This window comes from Grimontia celer (assembly GCF_900055185.1).
Classification (GTDB): domain Bacteria; phylum Pseudomonadota; class Gammaproteobacteria; order Enterobacterales; family Vibrionaceae; genus Enterovibrio; species Enterovibrio celer.
This window is the reverse complement of the sequence record NZ_FIZX01000012.1, coordinates 1-16,112: the sequence shown is the minus strand read 5'-3', so window position 1 is coordinate 16,112 and position 16,112 is coordinate 1. Positions and strand designations below refer to the sequence as shown.

31 protein-coding genes are annotated in these 16,112 nt (G+C 48.0%); all 31 read right to left on the bottom strand.

Features of this window, described 5'->3' with window-relative positions; translation table 11 throughout:
• Nucleotides 1-848: 848 nt before the first annotated feature.
• Entirely contained in the window at nt 849-1,235 is a 387-nt protein-coding gene (gene rplQ, locus GCE9029_RS24980; RefSeq protein ID WP_002541538.1) for a 50S ribosomal protein L17, read from the bottom strand.
• Between the two features lie 35 nt (nt 1,236-1,270).
• Nucleotides 1,271-2,260, bottom strand: a complete 990-nt coding sequence (locus GCE9029_RS24975; RefSeq protein WP_002541536.1) for a DNA-directed RNA polymerase subunit alpha — start codon at nt 2,258-2,260, stop codon at nt 1,271-1,273.
• Between the two features lie 23 nt (nt 2,261-2,283).
• On the bottom strand, nt 2,284-2,904 hold the full coding sequence (gene rpsD, locus GCE9029_RS24970) for a 30S ribosomal protein S4 (RefSeq protein WP_002541535.1): 621 nt from the start codon (nt 2,902-2,904) through the stop codon (nt 2,284-2,286).
• A gap of 30 nt (nt 2,905-2,934) precedes the next feature.
• Nucleotides 2,935-3,324, bottom strand: a complete 390-nt coding sequence (rpsK, locus tag GCE9029_RS24965) for a 30S ribosomal protein S11 (protein WP_002541534.1) — start codon at nt 3,322-3,324, stop codon at nt 2,935-2,937.
• A gap of 19 nt (nt 3,325-3,343) precedes the next feature.
• Entirely contained in the window at nt 3,344-3,700 is a 357-nt protein-coding gene (rpsM, locus tag GCE9029_RS24960; protein WP_002541533.1) for a 30S ribosomal protein S13, read from the bottom strand.
• Between the two features lie 147 nt (nt 3,701-3,847).
• Nucleotides 3,848-3,961, bottom strand: a complete 114-nt coding sequence (gene rpmJ / locus GCE9029_RS24955; protein ID WP_000868186.1) for a 50S ribosomal protein L36 — start codon at nt 3,959-3,961, stop codon at nt 3,848-3,850.
• Nucleotides 3,962-3,987: 26 nt separating this feature from the next.
• A complete protein-coding gene (gene secY / locus GCE9029_RS24950) occupies nt 3,988-5,313 on the bottom strand; it encodes a preprotein translocase subunit SecY (protein WP_002541433.1) in 1,326 nt (441 codons plus the stop codon).
• A gap of 22 nt (nt 5,314-5,335) precedes the next feature.
• The gene (gene rplO / locus GCE9029_RS24945) at nt 5,336-5,770 is read right to left on the bottom strand and encodes a 50S ribosomal protein L15 (protein ID WP_002541432.1); all 435 of its coding nucleotides are present in this window, start codon (nt 5,768-5,770) and stop codon (nt 5,336-5,338) included.
• Between the two features lie 5 nt (nt 5,771-5,775).
• On the bottom strand, nt 5,776-5,955 hold the full coding sequence (rpmD, locus tag GCE9029_RS24940) for a 50S ribosomal protein L30 (protein WP_002541431.1): 180 nt from the start codon (nt 5,953-5,955) through the stop codon (nt 5,776-5,778).
• Between the two features lie 6 nt (nt 5,956-5,961).
• Nucleotides 5,962-6,459, bottom strand: coding sequence for a 30S ribosomal protein S5 (gene rpsE, locus GCE9029_RS24935; protein ID WP_002541430.1), 498 nt, complete (start codon nt 6,457-6,459; stop codon nt 5,962-5,964).
• A gap of 13 nt (nt 6,460-6,472) precedes the next feature.
• Nucleotides 6,473-6,826, bottom strand: a complete 354-nt coding sequence (gene rplR / locus GCE9029_RS24930) for a 50S ribosomal protein L18 (RefSeq protein WP_002541429.1) — start codon at nt 6,824-6,826, stop codon at nt 6,473-6,475.
• Between the two features lie 9 nt (nt 6,827-6,835).
• The gene (gene rplF / locus GCE9029_RS24925) at nt 6,836-7,369 is read right to left on the bottom strand and encodes a 50S ribosomal protein L6 (RefSeq protein WP_062667945.1); all 534 of its coding nucleotides are present in this window, start codon (nt 7,367-7,369) and stop codon (nt 6,836-6,838) included.
• A gap of 10 nt (nt 7,370-7,379) precedes the next feature.
• Nucleotides 7,380-7,772 carry a 30S ribosomal protein S8 gene (rpsH, locus tag GCE9029_RS24920; RefSeq protein WP_062667944.1) on the bottom strand — a complete coding sequence of 131 codons (393 nt, stop codon included), beginning with the start codon at nt 7,770-7,772 and terminating at the stop codon, nt 7,380-7,382.
• 23 nt (nt 7,773-7,795) lie between these two features.
• Nucleotides 7,796-8,101 carry a 30S ribosomal protein S14 gene (gene rpsN / locus GCE9029_RS24915; protein WP_002541426.1) on the bottom strand — a complete coding sequence of 102 codons (306 nt, stop codon included), beginning with the start codon at nt 8,099-8,101 and terminating at the stop codon, nt 7,796-7,798.
• Between the two features lie 17 nt (nt 8,102-8,118).
• The gene (gene rplE, locus GCE9029_RS24910; RefSeq protein WP_002541425.1) at nt 8,119-8,658 is read right to left on the bottom strand and encodes a 50S ribosomal protein L5; all 540 of its coding nucleotides are present in this window, start codon (nt 8,656-8,658) and stop codon (nt 8,119-8,121) included.
• A 21-nt stretch (nt 8,659-8,679) separates the two neighbouring features.
• Nucleotides 8,680-8,991 (bottom strand): 50S ribosomal protein L24, encoded by a 312-nt coding sequence (gene rplX, locus GCE9029_RS24905; protein WP_002541424.1) that lies wholly within the window; start codon nt 8,989-8,991, stop codon nt 8,680-8,682.
• Nucleotides 8,992-9,003: 12 nt separating this feature from the next.
• Nucleotides 9,004-9,375 carry a 50S ribosomal protein L14 gene (gene rplN, locus GCE9029_RS24900; RefSeq protein WP_002541423.1) on the bottom strand — a complete coding sequence of 124 codons (372 nt, stop codon included), beginning with the start codon at nt 9,373-9,375 and terminating at the stop codon, nt 9,004-9,006.
• A 160-nt stretch (nt 9,376-9,535) separates the two neighbouring features.
• On the bottom strand, nt 9,536-9,790 hold the full coding sequence (rpsQ, locus tag GCE9029_RS24895; protein ID WP_002541422.1) for a 30S ribosomal protein S17: 255 nt from the start codon (nt 9,788-9,790) through the stop codon (nt 9,536-9,538).
• Entirely contained in the window at nt 9,790-9,981 is a 192-nt protein-coding gene (rpmC, locus tag GCE9029_RS24890) for a 50S ribosomal protein L29 (protein WP_002541421.1), read from the bottom strand. Before rpmC ends, rpsQ begins: the two co-directional genes overlap by 1 nt.
• Entirely contained in the window at nt 9,981-10,391 is a 411-nt protein-coding gene (gene rplP / locus GCE9029_RS24885; protein WP_002541420.1) for a 50S ribosomal protein L16, read from the bottom strand. The genes rpmC and rplP overlap by 1 nt, the downstream gene beginning before the upstream one ends.
• Nucleotides 10,392-10,402: 11 nt before the next feature.
• Nucleotides 10,403-11,092: a 30S ribosomal protein S3 gene (gene rpsC, locus GCE9029_RS24880; protein WP_002541419.1), complete on the bottom strand. Its 690-nt coding sequence runs from the start codon at nt 11,090-11,092 to the stop codon at nt 10,403-10,405.
• A 19-nt stretch (nt 11,093-11,111) separates the two neighbouring features.
• The gene (rplV, locus tag GCE9029_RS24875) at nt 11,112-11,444 is read right to left on the bottom strand and encodes a 50S ribosomal protein L22 (protein ID WP_002541418.1); all 333 of its coding nucleotides are present in this window, start codon (nt 11,442-11,444) and stop codon (nt 11,112-11,114) included.
• Nucleotides 11,445-11,455: 11 nt separating this feature from the next.
• A complete protein-coding gene (gene rpsS, locus GCE9029_RS24870) occupies nt 11,456-11,734 on the bottom strand; it encodes a 30S ribosomal protein S19 (protein ID WP_046306435.1) in 279 nt (92 codons plus the stop codon).
• 20 nt (nt 11,735-11,754) lie between these two features.
• Nucleotides 11,755-12,579 carry a 50S ribosomal protein L2 gene (gene rplB / locus GCE9029_RS24865; RefSeq protein WP_002541416.1) on the bottom strand — a complete coding sequence of 275 codons (825 nt, stop codon included), beginning with the start codon at nt 12,577-12,579 and terminating at the stop codon, nt 11,755-11,757.
• Between the two features lie 19 nt (nt 12,580-12,598).
• Nucleotides 12,599-12,901: a 50S ribosomal protein L23 gene (gene rplW / locus GCE9029_RS24860; RefSeq protein ID WP_002541415.1), complete on the bottom strand. Its 303-nt coding sequence runs from the start codon at nt 12,899-12,901 to the stop codon at nt 12,599-12,601.
• Nucleotides 12,898-13,500 (bottom strand): 50S ribosomal protein L4, encoded by a 603-nt coding sequence (rplD, locus tag GCE9029_RS24855; protein WP_002541414.1) that lies wholly within the window; start codon nt 13,498-13,500, stop codon nt 12,898-12,900. The genes rplW and rplD overlap by 4 nt, the downstream gene beginning before the upstream one ends.
• Nucleotides 13,501-13,516: 16 nt before the next feature.
• Complete coding sequence (gene rplC / locus GCE9029_RS24850) at nt 13,517-14,146, bottom strand: 50S ribosomal protein L3 (protein ID WP_002541413.1); 630 nt, start codon at nt 14,144-14,146, stop codon at nt 13,517-13,519.
• A gap of 14 nt (nt 14,147-14,160) precedes the next feature.
• Nucleotides 14,161-14,472: a 30S ribosomal protein S10 gene (rpsJ, locus tag GCE9029_RS24845; protein ID WP_002541412.1), complete on the bottom strand. Its 312-nt coding sequence runs from the start codon at nt 14,470-14,472 to the stop codon at nt 14,161-14,163.
• Between the two features lie 409 nt (nt 14,473-14,881).
• Nucleotides 14,882-15,364 carry a bacterioferritin gene (gene bfr / locus GCE9029_RS24840; RefSeq protein WP_062667940.1) on the bottom strand — a complete coding sequence of 161 codons (483 nt, stop codon included), beginning with the start codon at nt 15,362-15,364 and terminating at the stop codon, nt 14,882-14,884.
• 79 nt (nt 15,365-15,443) lie between these two features.
• Nucleotides 15,444-15,635 carry a bacterioferritin-associated ferredoxin gene (locus tag GCE9029_RS24835; RefSeq protein ID WP_002541409.1) on the bottom strand — a complete coding sequence of 64 codons (192 nt, stop codon included), beginning with the start codon at nt 15,633-15,635 and terminating at the stop codon, nt 15,444-15,446.
• Between the two features lie 247 nt (nt 15,636-15,882).
• The coding region (locus tag GCE9029_RS24830; RefSeq protein WP_197475425.1) for an EF-Tu C-terminal domain-related protein at nt 15,883-16,112 on the bottom strand (230 nt) is incomplete at its 5' end.

Genomic DNA, 16,112 nt, shown 5'->3' with positions numbered 1-16,112 from the left:
TGACTTGAAGAAGCGTCGCTTCTCACCGTCAGGGCTGCGAATTTTACGCTGCCGGGCGATGAAGTCAAGAAGAAATTTTGAGATTTTTCAGCGTTGCTTTCGCAACCCTCAAAACACCTTGTTGACTTGCCTCTCGGGGTGAATTTCCCTTCGAAGCGGGCGGCCATTTTACTGATTCGAAACAGCGCGTCAAGCGTTTATTTCAACTCAATTTTTGAGGCCTTCGCCGTACCGATTTACGTGGGCGTTTCCGCTGTGGGAGCCGCTCTCCGTGTCGGTGAGGCGGCATTATAGGGAGGTCTAAAATTCTGGCAAGGGCTTTTTTGAGGTTTTTTATGAAAATCGCTTCACTTGGCTATATTTTACTCGAAAGCCGTATTTCCACACATTTTACTCACACCAAACACACAAAAGGCTGTGCATAAGTGTGTTATGCACGATGTAATAGTCTTTTCAATCTCCCCCCTCCCCACACATATTTGACGTTTACAATATTGCTTATTCACTAACTGAGCCAATCAATAAGTTCAGTTCTATTGGAGAATTCAGTTCAGCCATTAGATAAGTAAGTAGAAGTAGAAGTAGAAGTAGAAGTAGAAGTAGAAGTAGAAGTAGAAGTAGAAGTAGAAGTAGAAGTAGAAGTAGAAGTAGAAGTAGAAGTAGAAGTAGAAGTAGAAGTAGAAGTAGAAGTAGAAGTAGAAGTAGAAGTAGAAGTAGAAAGACTGTTTTACTGAAGCCTTAACGTCAAGAGTTATAAAGAAAGAAATGGCGTAGGCTGTTTTATGAATGAGTAGATAAATAAAAAGCCAGGCTAAAAGCCTGGCTTCTTATTTGAACGAACCGAGAGATTACTCAGCTGCTTCTTCTGCAGCTGTCTCTGGACGATCTACCAACTCGATGTAAGCCATAGGGGCTTTATCGCCGGCACGTACACCGCATTTCAGAATGCGAGTGTAACCGCCTGCACGAGAGGCAAAACGTGGACCCAGTTCGTTGAACAGCTTCGCTACAACTTCGTCGTTACGAGTACGAGCGAATGCAAGACGACGGTTAGCAACACTGTCGTTCTTTGCTAGGGTAATCAATGGCTCAATTACGCGACGCAGCTCTTTTGCCTTAGGCAGAGTAGTTTTGATAACTTCGTGAGTTACCAGCGAGCTAGCCATGTTGCTGAACATCGCTTTGCGATGGCTGCTGTTGCGATTGAGTTGACGACCACTCTTACGATGGCGCATGACCTAATCCTTCTAACTAAGTAATCAGAATCTGATTAATCTTCAGCGATTGATGCTGGCGGCCAGTTTTCCAGGCGCATACCCAGAGACAGACCACGTGAAGCCAGCACGTCTTTAATTTCAGTCAAAGACTTCTTACCAAGGTTTGGCGTCTTAAGAAGCTCAACCTCAGTACGCTGTACCAGATCACCGATGTAGTGGATCGCTTCTGCTTTCAAACAGTTAGCAGAGCGAACAGTTAGTTCAAGATCGTCTACAGGACGCAGTAGGATCGGATCGAACTCTGGCTTCTCTTCTTTCTCTTCAGGAACTCGTACATCACGCAGATCTACGAATGCGTCCAGTTGCTCAGCAAGAATAGTTGCTGCACGACGGATAGCTTCCTCAGGATCAAGAGTACCGTTAGTCTCCATATCGATAACCAGCTTGTCGAGGTCGGTACGCTGTTCAACACGTGCTGCTTCAACATTGTAAGCAATACGGTCTACTGGGCTGAACGTTGCATCTACAAGCAGACGGCCGATTGGACGCTCGTCTTCTTCAGTGTGAATACGCGCTGACGCTGGTACGTAGCCGCGACCACGTTCTACCTTGATTCGCATGCTGATTTCAGCATTTGAATCTGTCAGGTGGCAGATTACGTGTTCTGGGTTCGCAATCTCAACACCACCGTCGTGGGTGATGTCGCCTGCAACAACAGGGCCTGCACCAGACTTATTCAGGGTTAGGATAACTTCATCTTTACCCTCTACCTTAACGGCAAGGCCTTTAAGGTTAAGCAGGATTTCCAGGATATCTTCCTGTACGCCCTCTTTGGTGCTGTACTCGTGCAACACGCCGTCAATTTCTACTTCTGTCACTGCACAACCAGGCATAGACGACAGTAGGATGCGACGTAGAGCATTACCTAGGGTGTGACCAAAGCCACGCTCTAGCGGCTCAAGAGTTACTTTTGCGTGCGTCGAGCTAACTTGTTCGATGTCAACCAGACGCGGCTTAAGAAATTCTGTTACAGAACCCTGCATTGTGTCCTCTCTTTAGTTTAGCCTTACTTAGAGTAAAGCTCGACGATCAGGTGTTCGTTGATGTCAGCAGACAAATCTGAACGCTCTGGCAGGCGCTTGAAAGTGCCTTCCATTTTGTTGCTGTCTACTTCGATCCAAGTTGGCAGCTCGCGCTGAGCAGCAATTTCAAGAGCTGCTTTGATGCGTGCTTGGTTCTTAGCTTTCTCGCGAATGCTAACAACGTCGTTGGCCGTTACCTTGAAAGAAGGAACGTTAACCACTTTACCGTTTACCAGGATCGCTTTGTGGCTTACCAGCTGACGTGATTCTGCGCGAGTTGCGCCGAAGCCCATGCGGTAAACTACGTTATCTAGACGACCTTCAAGAAGTTGCAGCAGGTTTTCACCTGTGTTGCCTTTGATGCGAGCAGCTTCTTTGTAGTAGTTACGGAATTGTTTTTCCAGAACGCCGTAGATACGACGAACTTTTTGCTTCTCACGAAGCTGAACGCCATAGTCAGACAGACGGCCGCGACGTGCGCCGTGTACGCCTGGGGCGTTATCAATTTTACACTTGGTATCAATCGCGCGTACGCCTGACTTCAGGAACAAGTCAGTACCTTCGCGACGGCTAAGCTTCAGCTTAGGACCCAAATATCTTGCCATGATCTTTCTCCAGAATTCTAAGAAACAGCGTTATACGCGACGTTTCTTAGGTGGACGACAACCGTTATGTGGGATTGGAGTCGCATCAACGATGTTAGTGATACGGAAACCAGCCGCGTTCAGTGCGCGAATAGTAGATTCACGACCTGGACCTGGGCCCTTAACCATAACTTCCAGGTTCTTCAGGCCATATTCTTTAGCCATCTCACCACAACGTTCAGCAGCAACCTGTGCAGCGAACGGAGTTGATTTACGAGAACCACGGAAACCAGAACCACCTGCAGTAGCCCATGCTAGAGCATTACCTTGACGGTCAGTAATGGTTACGATTGTGTTGTTGAAAGACGCATGGATGTGCGCTACGCCGTCAGCAACTTGCTTGCGTACGCGTTTACGTGCGCGATTTGGTTGTTTAGCCATAGTACTTTACCTACCCCGATTATTTCTTGATCGGCTTGCGCGGACCCTTACGGGTACGAGCATTGGTCTTCGTACGCTGGCCACGTAGTGGCAAGCTGCGACGATGACGCAAACCGCGGTAACAACCAAGGTCCATCAGACGCTTGATGTTCATGGAAACTTCACGACGTAGATCACCTTCTACAGTGTACTTGGCAACGCCATCACGCAGTAGATCGATCTGCTCTTCAGTTAGTTCACTGATCTTAGTGCTTTCAGCAATACCAGTCTCAGCTAGGATAGCTTTTGAACGGGTTTTACCGATACCGTAGATCGCAGTCAGTGCGATTACAGCATGCTTCTGATCAGGAATGTTAATGCCTGCAATACGGGCCACTATTCACTCCTAGTACTTTATCAAGAAGAACCGCTGCAGAGCCCGTTTAGGATACGCAGCGGCTATACCACTTCTTTTGCACACACAAAAGGTGGGCTGGCTAATGTAGCCAGCCTGCCTAAATTTTGCAAGAAAAATATTCTGCTATTAGCCTTGGCGCTGCTTGTGCTTTGGCTCACTGCAAATCACGCGAACAACACCGTTACGCTTGATAACTTTACAGTTACGGCAGATTTTCTTAACGGAAGCACGAACTTTCATTGCTAAACTCCGTAAATGTCAATCTGTTAGCGGCCGTAGCCTTTCAGATTGGCTTTCTTCAACACGGACTCATATTGTTGAGACATCAGATGTGTCTGAACTTGAGCCATAAAGTCCATGATTACTACGACTACGATAAGTAGGGAAGTTCCGCCAAAATAGAAGCGTACGTTCCAAGCAATCATCATGAACTCGGGGATCAGACAGATAAAGGTGATATACAACGCGCCTGCTAATGTCAGTCGAGTCATCACTTTATCTATGTACTTCGCAGTCTGCTCGCCCGGGCGAATACCAGGTACGAATGCACCAGACTTCTTCAGATTGTCTGCTGTCTCACGCGGGTTGAAAACCAACGCCGTGTAGAAGAAACAGAAGAAGATAATCGCAGCAGCATAAAGGATTACATACAGTGGTTGACCAGGGCTCAGTGCCAATGACACATCCGCCAACCAGCCCAACTGTTCACTCTGACCAAACCATTGAGCCAGTGTGCCTGGGAACAGGATAATACTTGATGCAAAAATCGCTGGAATTACGCCGGCCATATTTAGTTTCAATGGCAGGTGTGTGCTTTGCGCAGCAAAAACACGACGGCCTTGCTGACGCTTCGCGTAGTTAACAACGATTCGACGTTGACCACGCTCTACAAACACTACGAACGCAATTACTGCGAATGCAATTACCGCAATCAACAGAAGAAGAAGCACGTGCAATTCACCTTGACGCGCTTGCTCGGCTGTTTGTCCGATAGCGGATGGCAATCCTGCAACGATACCCGCGAAAATAATCAGGGATATACCGTTACCGATACCACGCTCAGTGATCTGTTCACCTAACCACATCAGGAACATGGTGCCAGTGACCAAGCTCACAACAGCAGTAAAGTAGAAGCCAAGGCCTGGAGTTACCACCAGACCCGGAATCATACTTGGCAAGCCTGTAGCGATACCAATCGCTTGGAAGGTTGCCAATACCAGCGTGCCGTAGCGGGTGTACTGACTGATCTTACGACGGCCAGACTCCCCTTCTTTCTTCAACTCAGCCAAGGCTGGATGAACTACCGTAAGCAGTTGGACAATAATCGATGCCGAAATATACGGCATGATACCCAGTGCCAGGATAGAAGCACGCTCAAGAGCACCACCAGAGAACATGTTAAACAGTTCAATGATGGTACCTTGTTGCTGTTCGAACAGATCGGCAAGTACAGCAGCGTCAATACCAGGAATTGGCACAAAAGAACCGGCGCGGAATACGAGCAACGCACCTACCACAAAGAGTAGACGGCTTTTCAGCTCCGCAAGTCCACCTTTTGCACTACTAAAATTTTGTCCTGGTTGTTTTGCCATCTGTACCTCGTCCTCGAGCTAATTATTCCTCGATTTTACCGCCAGCAGCTTCGATTGCAGCTTGAGCGCCTTTAGTAACGCGAAGACCTTTAACAGTCACTGAGCGTGCAATCTCACCAGACAGTACGATTTTCGCCGTACGGATGTCTTTAGTGATTACGTTTGCAGCTTTCAGTGTCTCAAGGCTTACTACGTCACCTTCAACTTTAGCCAGTTCGCTCAGGCGAACTTCAGCAGCAGTCAGGCTCTTGCGAGAAGTAAAACCAAATTTTGGCAGACGCTGTTTCAAAGGCATTTGACCGCCTTCGAAACCTGGGCGTACAGAACCACCTGAACGTGATTTCTGACCTTTGTGACCACGGCCACCAGTTTTGCCCAGGCCTGAACCGATACCACGGCCAACGCGCTTCTTAGAAGGCTTTGAACCCGCAGCCGGAGATAGAGTATTCAGACGCATTGTGATTACTCCTCCACTTTAACCATGTAGTAAACTTGATTGATCATGCCGCGTACGCAAGCAGTATCTTCAAGTTCAACAGTGTGGTTGATGCGACGTAGGCCCAAGCCACGCAGGGTAGCTTTATGTTTCGGCAAACGACCGATTGAGCTACGAGTCTGAGTTACTTTGATAGTTTTAGCCATGTCGAATTACCCCAGAATTTCGTTAACTGGCAGACCGCGTTTAGCAGCTACCATTTCTGGAGACTTCATACCACCCAGACCATCGATCGTTGCACGAACGATGTTGATTGGGTTAGTAGAACCGTATGCTTTTGCCAGAACGTTACGAACACCCGCAACTTCCAGAACCGCACGCATCGCACCACCTGCGATGATACCCGTACCTTCTGATGCAGGCTGCATGTACACTTTAGAACCAGTGTGGCGGCCTTTAACAGCGTGGTGAAGAGTACCTTCGTTCAGCGCAACAGTAACCATGTTACGGCGCGCTTTTTCCATTGATTTTTGGATCGCTGCAGGTACTTCACGGGCTTTGCCGTAACCGAAACCTACACGACCATTGCCATCACCAACTACAGTCAGAGCGGTGAAGCTGAAGATGCGACCACCTTTAACCGTCTTAGAAACACGGTTAACAGCAATCAGCTTCTCATGCAAATCACTTTGTTGTTTATCGTTAGCCATCTTTCCGCCTACCTTAGAATTTCAGACCAGCTTCACGAGCAGCATCTGCCAGTGCAGCCACACGGCCGTGGTATTGGAAACCGGAACGGTCAAAAGCAACAGATTCGATGCCTTTTTCCTTCGCACGCTCAGCGATAGCTTTACCTACTGCTGCTGCGGCTTCTTTGTTGCCGGTGCTCTTCACTTGCTCACGGATCGCTTTTTCTACGGTAGAAGCAGCTGCGATTACTTCGGAGCCATTTGCCGCGATAACCTGTGCGTACACATGACGTGGAGTACGGTGTACCACTAGGCGAGTCGCACCCAGTTCAGCAATCTTGCGACGCGCTCGGGTCGCACGACGGATACGAGCAATTTTCTTATCCATAGTGTTACCTTACTTCTTCTTAGCTTCTTTAGTACGCACAACTTCGTCAGCGTAACGAACGCCTTTACCTTTGTAAGGCTCAGGCTGACGGTATGCGCGGATGTCAGCAGCTACTTGACCAACCAATTGTTTGTCTGTACCAGTCAAAACAATCTCAGTTTGGCTTGGGCATTCTGCTTTGATACCTGCAGGCAGTTCGTGTTCAACAGGGTGAGAGAAACCCAGAGTCAGAGCGACTGAGTTACCTTTCATTGCTGCACGATAACCAACACCTTTCAGGATCAGTTTCTTGGTATAGCCTTCAGTAACACCAACAACCATGTTGTTCACTAGTGCACGTGCGGTACCTGCTTGAGCGTTAGCTTTAGCAACACCTTCGCGTGGTGCGAACTTCACAGCGTTGTCTTCTTGGCTTAGTTCCACTGCATCGTTGATAACGCGGGTCAGTTCACCCTTGCTACCTTTAACAGTGATTTCCTGACCGTTCAGTTTCACCTCTACGCCGGCAGGAATTACTACGGGTGCTTTTGCAACACGAGACATTTCCTACTCCTTACGCTACGTAGCAGATGATTTCGCCGCCCAGACCCGCTTTGCGAGCTGCACGGTCGGTCATCAAACCTTTAGAAGTTGATACTACAGCAATACCCAGACCACCCATTACAGAAGGCAGCTCATCTTTTTTCTTATAGATGCGCAGACCTGGACGGCTTACACGTTGGATTTGCTCGATAACTGGTTTAGCTTCGAAGTACTTCAGAGTAACTTCCAGCTCAGGCTTAACTTCGCCAGAAATAGCGTAGTCAGCCACATAACCTTCAGCTTTCAGCAGCTCAGCAATTGCCACTTTCAGCTTTGACGAAGGCATCTTAACAGCAACTTTAGTTGCTGCCTGACCGTTGCGGATGCGGGTCAGCATATCCGAAATCGGATCTTGCATGCTCATAAGTCTTTACTCCCGTGATTCAATTACCAGCTCGCCTTACGCAGACCCGGAATCTCGCCTTTCATGCAAGCTTCACGAACCTTGATTCGGCTAAGGCCGAATTTGCGTAGGTAGCCATGTGGACGACCAGTCTGGTTACAGCGGTTACGCTGACGAGACTTAGCAGAATCACGCGGTAGAGTTTGAAGCTTCAGGACTGCATCCCAACGCTCTTCTTCAGACGCGTTAACGTTTTTGATGATAGCTTTCAGTGCAGCACGCTTCTCAGCGAACTTTGCTACCAGCTTCGCGCGTTTTACTTCGCGCGCTTTCATTGATTGCTTAGCCATTACAGTAACCCTTCACCTTACTTACGGAATGGGAAGTTAAAGGCAGCCAGCAGAGCTTGACCTTCCTCATCAGTCGCCGCAGTAGTCGTGATAGTAATATCAAGACCACGGATACGATCTACTTTGTCGTAGTCGATCTCTGGGAAGATGATTTGCTCACGAACGCCCATGCTATAGTTACCGCGACCGTCGAAAGATTTCGAACTAACGCCACGGAAGTCACGCACACGTGGGAGAGCGATTGAAATCAGACGCTCTAGGAATTCCCACATACGCTCGCCACGCAGGGTTACTTTACAGCCAATTGGGTAGCCCTCACGGATCTTGAAGCCAGCAACAGACTTACGTGCTTTAGTGATCAGCGGCTTTTGACCTGTGATTGATGCCAGGTCAGATGCTGCATTCTCAAGCAGTTTTTTGTCGTTGATTGCTTCGCCCACACCCATGTTCAGGGTGATCTTTTCGATCCTTGGGACTTGCATGATACTCTTGTATTCGAACTTTTCAGCCAGTTCTTTTACAACAGTCTCTTTGTAGTAATCATGCAGTTTCGCCATAGTGTACTACTCCAGAATTACTTAAATAATTTCGCCATTCGATTTGAAGAAACGAACTTTTTTGCCGTCTTCGAATCGGAAGCCTACACGGTCTGCTTTACCAGTTGCCGCGTTGTAGATAGCAACGTTAGAAACGTCCACTGCAGCTTCTTTTTCTACGATGCCGCCTTGGATGCCCAGAGCCGGAACAGGCTTCTGGTGTTTCTTAACCAGGTTGATACCTTCAACGATAACTTTACCAGTGGTCAGAACCTTACTTACTTTACCTTTCTTGCCTTTATCTTTACCGGCAAGAACGATAACTTCGTCGTTACGACGGATTTTAGCTGCCATTTTAACCGCTCCTTACAGAACTTCTGGCGCCAGAGACACAATCTTCATGAACTTATCGCCACGAAGTTCGCGTGTCACAGGACCAAAGATACGGGTACCGACTGGTTGCTCAGTAGTGTTGTTCAACAATACGCAAGCATTACGGTCGAAGCGAATGACAGAGCCGTCTGGACGACGAACGCCTTTACGGGTGCGAACTACAACCGCCTTCAGGACATCACCTTTTTTAACTTTACCGCGTGGGATTGCATCTTTAACGGTAACTTTGATGACGTCGCCGATATGGGCGTAGCGACGGTGTGAACCACCCAGCACCTTAATACACATTACGCTGCGAGCGCCGGAGTTATCGGCTGCATCCAGCATACTTTGCATTTGGATCATTGTTAGTGCTCCGCTGTTATTACATCTAGACCCATCTCGGGTCGGGCTGCCTCATTACAAGGGCGGCGAATAATAACACTATTTTTTGAAGATGGGTAGATAAAAAATAAACGGCTCCGAAATGGGAGCCGCTTTGATTTTTATCGCTGGAAAGCTTGCCTTACAGGCGTGCTTTCTCAACTACGCGTACCAGAGTCCAAGACTTAGTCTTAGACAGTGGACGGCACTCACGGATCTCAACGGTATCGCCTTGTGCGCACTCGTTGTTTTCGTCATGAGCGTGCAGTTTAGTCGTACGCTTGATGAATTTACCGTAGATTGGGTGTTTCACCTGGCGTTCGATAGCAACAACGATAGATTTATCCATCTTGTCGCTAATTACACGACCTTGTTGAGTACGGATTTTGTCGCTCATTATGCGTTGCCCTTCTGGTTCAGAACGGTTTTAACACGTGCGATATCGCGACGAACGTTCTTCAGAGTGTGAGTTTGCTGAAGTTGACCAGTAGCCGCTTGCATGCGCAGGTTGAATTGCTCACGCAGCAGACCCAGCAGTTCTTCATTCAGCTGCTCTACGCTCTTTTCGCGAAGTTCTTGTGCTTTCATCACATCACCGCCTTAGTTACGAAAGTGGTTTTGATAGGTAGTTTACGAGAAGCCAGCTCGAATGCTTCGCGAGCAAGGCTTTCAGAAACACCATCCATCTCGTACAGGACTTTACCTGGTTGGATTTGTGCAACCCAGTAGCTCACAGAACCCTTACCTTTACCCTGACGAACTTCCAGAGGTTTGGTAGTGATTGGCTTGTCTGGGAACACACGGATCCAGATTTGACCCTGACGCTTGATGTGACGAGTCATAGCACGACGTGCGGCTTCGATCTGACGCGCAGTGATACGACCACGACCAACAGCTTTCAGGCCGAAGGTACCGAAGCTTACGTCAGTACCTGCAGCAAGACCGCGGTTACGACCCTTATGAGTCTTGCGGAACTTAGTACGTTTTGGTTGAAGCATCGATAGACTCCTTACTTACGGCCTTTACGCTGCTTCTTAGGCTTGTCAGCCTGTGGCTCTGCTACTGGCATGCCGCCCAGAACTTCACCTTTGAAGATCCAAACTTTAATACCAATTACACCGTAAGTGGTGTGAGCCGAAGAAGTTGCGTAATCAATGTCAGCACGAAGAGTGTGCAGTGGCACACGACCTTCACGGTACCACTCGGTACGAGCGATTTCAGCACCGCCAAGACGGCCGCTTACTTCCACTTTGATACCCTTGGCACCCAGACGCATTGCGTTCTGTACCGCACGCTTCATAGCACGACGGAACATAACACGACGCTCTAGCTGAGACGCGATGCTGTCACCAACCAGTTGTGCGTCAAGCTCAGGCTTGCGTACTTCTGCGATGTTGATTTGAGCAGGAACACCTGCCAGCTGTGCAACGCGAGCGCGCAGTTTTTCTACGTCTTCGCCTTTCTTACCGATAACAACGCCTGGGCGAGCAGTGTGGATAGTCACACGGATGCTCTTCGCAGGACGCTCGATAACGATACGAGAAACAGACGCTTTAGACAGTTCTTTAGTCAGGAACTGACGTACCTTGAAGTCGCCGTCTAGGTTGTCAGCGAAATCTTGGCTGTTAGCAAACCAAGTGGAATTCCAAGGCTTACAGATGCCAAGACGAATACCATTAGGATGTACTTTTTGACCCATTGCTTTCTCTCCTCGTCTCTTAGCGGTCTGCTACAACAACAGTGATGTGGCTAGAACGCTTCAAGATGCGATCGGCACGGCCTTTTGCACGAGGCATGATGCGCTTCATGACTGGGCCTTCGTCAACGAAGATTTTTGCTACAGACAGATCATCGATGTCTGCGCCTTCGTTATGCTCAGCGTTTGCAATTGCAGACTCCAGCACCTTCTTGATCAGATCAGCAGCTTTTTTGTCGCTGAAAGTCAGAAGTTCAATTGCTTGTGCAACGTTTTTACCGCGCACTTGGTCTGCTACCAAACGTGCTTTCTGAGGCGAAATACGAGCAAAGCGATGTTTAGCAATAGCTTCCATATCTTAACTCCTTAACGCTTCTTAGCTTTCTTATCAGCAGCGTGGCCGCGATAAGTACGTGTTGGTGCAAATTCGCCCAGCTTGTGACCGATCATCTCATCAGTGATGAAAACAGGTACGTGCTGACGACCATTATGGACAGCGATGGTCAAACCGATCATCTGAGGGATGATCATTGAACGACGGGACCAAGTCTTAACAGGCTTCTTGTCACCGCTTTCCAACGCTTTCTCTACCTTCTTCAGCAAGTGCAGGTCAATAAAAGGACCTTTCTTGAGAGAACGTGGCATGGCTTATCCTCTGATATAAATTACTTGTTACGACGACGTACGATGTACTTGTCGGTACGTTTGTTCTTACGGGTCTTGAAGCCTTTAGTAGGCATACCCCAAGGAGATACTGGGTGACGACCGCCCGAAGTACGACCTTCACCACCACCGTGTGGGTGGTCTACTGGGTTCATTGCAACACCACGTACTGTTGGACGAACGCCCTTCCAGCGAGTAGCACCTGCTTTACCCAGTTCACGCAGCATGTGTTCTGCGTTACCAACTTCACCGATGGTCGCACGACCTTCAGAAAGAACTTTACGCATCTCACCAGAACGCAGACGAATAGTTACGTATGCGCCATCGCGAGCTACGATTTGTGCGTATGCACCAGCTGAACGAGCCAGCTGAGCACCTTTACCAGGCTTCAGTTCAACGTTGTGAACTGTAGAACCTACTGGGATGTTGCGCATTGGCAGGCTGTTACCTACTTTGATCGCAGCATCTGAACCAGATTGGATCTGGTCGCCAGCTTTCAGGCCTTTAGGTGCAATGATGTAACGACGCTCACCGTCTGCGTACAGAACCAGTGCGATGTTCGCGCTACGGTTTGGATCGTATTCCAGACGCTCAACTTTCGCTGGGATGCCGTCTTTAGTACGTTTGAAGTCAATTACACGGTAGTGTTGCTTATGACCACCACCGATGTGACGTACAGTGATACGACCGTTGTTGTTACGACCACCAGACTTAGAGTTTTTCTCCAGCAGTGGTGCGTAAGGCTTACCTTTGTACAGGTCAGCGTTTACAATCTTAACAACGTGACGACGACCCGGTGAAGTAGGCTTACATTTAACAATTGCCATTTTCTGTTACTCCTCCGTCTTACTCAGCGCCGCCAGCGAAGTCGATGTCTTGACCTTCTTTCAAGATAACGTACGCTTTTTTCACGTCTGAACGACGGCCTTGGCGCATACCTTGACGTTTGGTCTTACCCTTAGTGATAAGAGTATTTACAGACTTCACTTCAACTTCGAACAGTTTCTCAACTGCTGCTTTGATCTCTCTCTTAGTCGCAGTCATCGCTACTTTGAAAACGATAGTGTTACCGTTCTCAGCAGCCATGGTTGCTTTTTCAGAGATGTGCGGAGCACGCAGAACTTTCAGGATACGCTCTTCAGTGATCATCCCAGCATCTCCTCAACTTGCTTAACTGCAGCTGCAGTCATAACTACTTTGTCGAAAGCGATCAGGCTAACTGGGTCAATGCCTGCTGCATCGCGAACATCAACCTTGTACAGGTTGCGCGCTGCCAAGAACAGGTTCTCATCAACTTCTGCAGTTACGATCAGAGCTTCAGACAGCTCAAGCTCTTTCAGCTTAGCGATCAGCTCTTTAGTTTTTGGTGCTTCTACTGAGAAGTTATCAACAACGATCAGACGCTCTTGACGAACCAGCTCAGACAGGATGCTTTTAATAGCACCACGGTACATTTTCTTGTTAACTTTCTGGCTGTGGTCCTGAGGACGCGCAGCGAAAGTTACACCACCCGAGCGCCAGATTGGGCTACGGATTGTACCTGCACGAGCGCGACCAGTACCCTTCTGACGCCATGGCTTAGCACCGCCACCTGATACGTCTGAACGAGTCTTTTGCGCACGAGTACCTTGACGGGCACCAGCTGCGTATGCAACTACTACTTGGTGAACCAGAGCTTCGTTGAACTCACGCCCGAAGGTAGTTTCGGAAACAGTCAGCGCGTCAGCGCCTTTTACTACCAATTCCATTACTATCTCCTCGACGTTACGCTTTAACGGCTGGTTTAACGATCACGTTGCTGCCAGTCGCACCTGGTACTGCACCTTTGATAAGAAGCAGTTTGCGCTCAGCGTCAACACGTACGATCTCAAGGTTTTGAGTAGTTACCTGCTCAGCACCCATGTGACCTGCCATTTTCTTGCCTTTGAATACGCGACCTGGAGTCTGACATTGACCGATAGAACCAGGAGCACGGTGAGACAAGGAGTTACCGTGGGTCATATCTTGAGTACGGAAGTTCCAACGCTTAACAGCGCCTTGGAAACCCTTACCTTTAGATGTGCCAGTAACGTCTACTTTTTTGATTTCAGCGAACAGATCAACGTTCAGCTCAGCGCCTACTTCGAAATCTTCGCCGTTTTCCAGACGGAATTCCCACAGACCGCGGCCAGCTTCAACACCTGCTTTCGCAAAGTGACCAGCTTCTGGCTTAGTTACGCGGCTTGCTTTCTTAGCGCCTGAAGTTACTTGGATAGCAGAGTAACCATCTACTTCAGGAGTACGTACCTGAGTAACACGGTTAGTTTCTACTTCTACAACGGTTACAGGGATAGAAACGCCTTCTTCAGTGAAGATGCGAGTCATGCCCACTTTACGACCGACTAGACCAATCATTATTAGCTCCCCTCTTAACCCAGGCTGATTTGAACATCAACGCCCGCAGCAAGGTCAAGACGCATCAGAGCGTCAACAGTTTTATCTGTTGGCTCAACGATGTCGATCAGACGCTTGTGAGTACGGATTTCGTACTGGTCACGTGCATCTTTGTTTACGTGCGGAGAGATAAGAACGGTGAAGCGCTCTTTGCGAGTTGGCAGAGGGATTGGACCCTTCACCTGCGCACCAGTGCGCTTAGCGGTTTCAACGATTTCCGCAGTAGACTGGTCGATCAAACGGTGATCGAAAGCCTTCAGGCGGATACGGATACGTTGGTTCTGCATTAGACAGAGCTCCAAATTAAAAAATTACACAAACAATATCGCCACTCAACCTCATAAATACGAGGGAATGCCGATTGATTTATGTGAAACCGTAGTATCAATATCTGATACATTGTCAGCCATTTTATATGACTGCGAACATAAGCGGAGTATACATTACCGACCACCTCAGGCTTTCGCCTACTGCGAAGGGTCTTCCTCCTGTGCTCATTGGTTCACAACTGCACGGTTGAGAGCAAATGTCTCAGGCAGTGCGGGGCATTATACAGATCACAATTTGCTTTGCAAGTGGCGTTTAAAAAATAATCAGGAGATAAGCACGCGGGTAAAATTGCGGTCTCTGGCTTTGCCACTTTAACGAAAAAGGAGCCTCTTTTGGGCTCCCTTTTCTCTTATTCAAAATCTTTACTTAAGAGTCTTCGCATTCAATCATTTGTGCCTGATTGTAATTCTGAATACCCACTTTATCGATCAATCCTAATTGGGTTTCCAACCAATCTACATGCTCTTCTTCGTCTTCCAGAATATCCTGGAATAGATCACGCGATACATAGTCACGTACGCTTTCAGCATATTCAATGGCATCGCGTAGATCAGGAATAGCATCCATTTCCAGCGCTAAGTCGCACTCAAGCATTTCTTTGGTATCTTCCCCGATACGGAGTTTTCCAAGATCTTGGAGGTTAGGAATCCCTTCGAGGAAGAGGATACGCTCAATCAGATCATCGGCATGTTTCATCTCATCGATAGATTCGTCGTATTCTTTATCAGCGATCACTTTCAAACCCCAATCTTTGTACATTCGGGCATGAAGGAAATACTGGTTAATGGCGACGAGTTCGTTGCCCAGGATTTTGTTGAGGTGTTGGATGATTTTTGGATCGGATTTCATAACGCACTCTCCTCTTCGGCGTCTATTAAAAGTAGAACCGAATGAAGAGTCGTCAATGTCAGTTATTAGAAAAGCAGTTTTAACCTACTTTCTTATAAAGTGGATTCAACGCAGCTTCTTGAAGGATTTCCTTCGCTGGACGGATACATTTGCCGCACTGTGAGCCCAAGGGAGTTAGCTTTCTGATTTCACGGATGTCATCGACCCCTTGCTCATATGCAAGCTTCTTCAATGTTTTATCAGAAATCCCATGGCACAAACAAACGTACATCTTTGTATCTTCCTCAATGAATCTAATAACAATATAAACGAGAATTGTTAGCATTACCAATTCGTTTCTTCGATTAATTGACGAATAATGAGAGAAAAGGACGAAGACAGAATCTGAAGGAACATCACAATAGGAATGAAATGCACCTACCTGGCTGATGCGATACCTAAAACCAGATTGCCAAAAAAGAAAAAGGACGCCGAAGCGTCCTTTTTCTAGCATTGTGCTAATCGAAGCTTAATGAAAATTAAGCAAGGATCTTAGCAACAACACCCGCACCTACAGTACGGCCACCTTCACGGATAGCGAAGCGCAGGCCTTCGTCCATCGCGATTGGTGCAATCAGCTCAACAACCATTTGGATGTTGTCGCCTGGCATTACCATCTCAACGCCTTCTGGCAGTTCGATAGTACCGGTCACGTCAGTAGTACGGAAGTAGAACTGTGGACGGTAGCCTTTGAAGAACGGAGTATGAC